At 64.5% G+C, this 3,465-nt stretch carries 3 protein-coding genes and 1 pseudogene; 2 read left to right on the forward strand and 2 right to left on the reverse strand.

Annotated features, from left to right (window positions below):
- On the forward strand, nucleotides 1-517 hold a 517-nt coding region (locus RT91_RS19530; RefSeq protein WP_051788412.1), incomplete at its 5' end, for a plasmid pRiA4b ORF-3 family protein.
- On the opposite strand, the gene RT91_RS19535 is transcribed toward RT91_RS19530, so the two are convergent.
- The gene (locus RT91_RS19535) at nucleotides 501-1,361 is read right to left on the reverse strand and encodes a tyrosine-type recombinase/integrase (RefSeq protein WP_205408999.1); all 861 of its coding nucleotides are present in this window, start codon (nucleotides 1,359-1,361) and stop codon (nucleotides 501-503) included. The genes RT91_RS19530 and RT91_RS19535 overlap by 17 nt on opposite strands.
- A gap of 104 nt (nucleotides 1,362-1,465) precedes the next feature.
- On the opposite strand from RT91_RS19535, the gene RT91_RS19540 reads away from it, so the two are divergent.
- Complete coding sequence (locus RT91_RS19540; RefSeq protein WP_035189593.1) at nucleotides 1,466-2,869, forward strand: ISKra4 family transposase; 1,404 nt, start codon at nucleotides 1,466-1,468, stop codon at nucleotides 2,867-2,869.
- 66 nt (nucleotides 2,870-2,935) lie between these two features.
- Here RT91_RS19540 and RT91_RS19545 read toward each other — a convergent pair.
- Nucleotides 2,936-3,465, reverse strand: a pseudogene (locus tag RT91_RS19545) (Tn3 family transposase); the annotation flags it as partial.

Below are 3,465 nucleotides of genomic sequence, written 5' to 3' on the forward strand. Positions count from 1 at the left end.
GGGCATCCACCTCYACCAATTCTGCCTCCGGTCCCGCCGCTATGGATCCTGCGAAATATCGGCCTCGTCGCCAGACGTCACGCTGGCTGGGCTGCGGCTGCGCAAAGGCGCCCGGTTTGTCTATGAGTACGACCTGAACATCCCCTGGCGGCACGAGATCAGGATTGAGGATCACCTGCCTGGAGAACCGGGCAAGGCTTATCCGCGTTGCACTGGCGGCGACGGCACCTGCCCACCGGAGGACTGCGGCGGCCCGGGAGGCTATCTTGCTGGCCAGGATGAAGCTTCGTCGCTGGATGCCTTGGAAGACCTGCACACAATGGCCGACATCCTCCGGACGGTGGTGATCGAGAGGCGCCCTGAGGTACTCGATGATCAAGACACACGCTGGCAACTGGAGGACGCCGTGGATCGCAGTAGAGCCCGTGAGCGAGCGCGAGGTCAGCCGTTCACACGGCGGTCGGTGAATGCCCGGCTTCGGAAGGGCGAGCACCTCAACCTCATGCATCAGCAGTAATGACCTGCCTGGCGCGGCGCCGAGCCAGGAGGTCGGCGGCAACGAGGGCGGCCTCGTCACCTCGCTGCCGCTGGATATCGGCAACGAGCGCATGAGCGGCCGGATCGGTCAGCCGGTCGAACCGGCGCTGCAACGTGGCTGCCGTCGTCTCGGCATAATGCCTGGTCGTGGCGATGCTTTCATGGCCGAGGAAGCGCTGCAGGTCGGTGATGTCCATCCCGAGCGCGAGCAGGCGCGTCGCGACGGTATGACGCAACAGATGGGGATAGACCCGCTTGGTGATTCCGGCGGCATCGGCGACACTTCTGACGACCTGGCCGACGCGCTGGCGGGTCAGCGTATGCGGCACCGGCCCGGAACCTTGTTGGCGGCTGGCAAACAACGGTCCGGCGCGGCGGGTGCCGATGTGCAGCCGGAGCAACTGCGCCAAATCCCGCCGGATCGGCACCTCCCGGCGCTTGCCGCCCTTGCCGTGGCGTATCGTGATCATGCGCTCGGCCAAGCTGACATCCTCGACCCTGATCTGCACCAGCTCGGACGCGCGTGCACCGGTTTCCAGCAGGGTCTGCAGCATCAGCCCGATCCTGCCGCCCTGAGCATAGGCTTGGTCGAGGAAGCGCAACTCTTCCTCGACCGTCAGCCGATCGACACCGCCACGGCGTTCGGGCGAGGCGCGCAGGCCTGCTCGCGCCCTGGCGGCTTTGAACACCGCCTTGCTCTGCGCGTAATCCACGCCCTCGCGGACAAGAACGGCGGCGATCGCGGCGGCGGCACGGGCAATGGAGGTCATGCCACAGTTTGCCTTGTTTTCTCCGGAGTGCAAACTGAGGGTCCGCAGGTGCACCAGGTGAGCCGGAATAGGAGGAGGGCGCCATAGCGGAACCGCCTGAGCTTTCCACTCCGGCCCTTGTGGAAAACTCATCCGCTTTACCACATTGGAGGTCACCCATGCGCGTCAGCATCCTGCTTCAGATCACCGACGATGATGGCGGCATCGGGATGGCCGATGAGGTCGCCACCTTTGAAAAGGCGACGGAACGACCCGAAGATGTCGGCCTCTCGCTTGCCGATGGCAAGACAGTGACCGCCGCCATCCAGCGCCGGCTTGTGCAGGCTCAGGCCAGAACCTGGACCGTGCGCCACCGCTGTTGCGAGGCGTGCGGCTCCCGCCGGCGCAGTAAGGGCAACTACCCCATTCTGTTCCGCACCCTTTTTGGCGACGTGCCGCTCGCCAGCCCGCGGCTGCATCGGTGCCCGTGCCAGAATGGGAACGGCCCCGCTACTGTGTCGCCGCTTCGAGACTTGGTGCCCGACCACGTCGCTCCCGAACGGCTTTACCTGGAAGCGCGCTGGTCCTCACTCGTTCCCTACGCGAGCGTGGCCGGCCTGCTGGCCGACGTGCTGCCGGTCTCATCCGGCGCGAACAGGACCACAGTGCGTGAACACGTCTTGCGTGTCGCAGAACGCGCGGAAGCCGAATTGGGCGAGGAGCGGCCCTGCTTCATCAATGGCTGTCCGGCTGAATGGGCTGCGTTGCCCATTCCGGAAGGCCGGATCGTCGCGGCTCTCGATGGTGGCTATGTCCGCAACTGGGATGACCGGACAAGCAACTTCGAATTGATCGTCGGTCGTTCCATGCCTGAGGACCGGGAACCGCGTTACCTCGGCCTGGTGCATGGCTACGACCAGAAACCCAAACGTCGGCTGTTCGAGGTGCTGAGGAGCCAGGGGCTGCAGGCAAACCAGGACGTGACCTTCCTGACCGATGGCGGCGAAGAGGTGCGCTCTCTGACGGAGCTGATCACGCCGGAGGCCGAGCACGTGCTGGATTGGTTTCACATCACCATGCGCCTGACCGTGCTCGGCCAGTATGCCCGCGGCGTCGTCCATCACGACGAGGCCGAGGGTGCCCGCCTGCTCGCCTCGCTGGACAGCATCAAGTGGCTGCTCTGGCACGGCAACCAGCACCGGGCCGGCAAAGAGATTGCATTCTTCGAGGATGACGTGGACAGCCTGGAGGTCAATTACCCGAATTTGGGCAAGTTCAAACGCGCCGCACATGAGTTCGCTGGCTATATCGCCAGCAACGCCGGCAGCCTGATCAACTATGGCGAGCGGTTCCGTTCGGGCGAGCGCATCTCCTCCAGCTTGGCCGAGAGCACAGTCAATGCCGTCATCAGCAAGCGCTTCGCCAAGCGTCAGCAGATGCAATGGACCAAGCGCGGTGCCCACCTGCTTCTGCAGGTTCGGACCCGAACGCTCGACGGCACCCTACGGCCTCTGTTCGAGCGCTGGTACCCAGGGCTCGCTAACGACAACGGAGATGGCGCAACTCACCCCGCCGCGGCCTGATCACCCCACACTTCCTGATGGTCTCCCGCTTTTGGGGTCACCGCACGATCTGTTCAAAATCGTACGCTAAGCGGCGCGGGGTATGAACGGAGCGCGAACATCGCGTAGCGGCCTGAAGCTGGCATTGGGATTGGCGGGATTCCAGACATAATCGCCGGTCAGAGCGATGTGTTCCCATCCGAGCGGCGCGACATGCGCCAGGAGATCATCGGGCACTGCCGTACCCTGGGCCCGCAGGTGCTGGACGGCCTGGTCGAGATAGATGGTATTCCAGTGGACGATGGCGGCGGTGATGAGACTGAGCCCGGAGGCCCGGAAGCTCTGATTTTCGAAGGTGCGGTCGCGGATTTCACCCTGGCGATGGAAGAATACGGCGCGGCGCAGGGCATTGCTGGCCTCGCCCTTATTGAGCCCGGCATGACTGCGCTGGCGCAGAGCGGGATCGGACAGCCATTGCAGGGTGAACAGGGTGCGCTCGATCCGCCCCACAGCCCGTAACGCCCTGGACAGAGTGTTTCCCTCCACCGGCGGCGGCCAGCTTCCGCAAGATGACGGAAGGCAGAACAGTGCCGGCATTGATGGATGCCTTTAACCGC

The organism is Acidiphilium sp. JA12-A1 (assembly GCF_000724705.2).
In the GTDB taxonomy this organism is placed as follows: domain Bacteria; phylum Pseudomonadota; class Alphaproteobacteria; order Acetobacterales; family Acetobacteraceae; genus Acidiphilium; species Acidiphilium multivorum.

Bases quoted from the DNA above. Each gene is read 5' to 3' on its own strand.
- RT91_RS19540 (WP_035189593.1), top strand. From the start codon at position 1,466: ATGCGCGTCAGCATCCTGCTTCAGATCACCGACGATGATGGCGGCATC.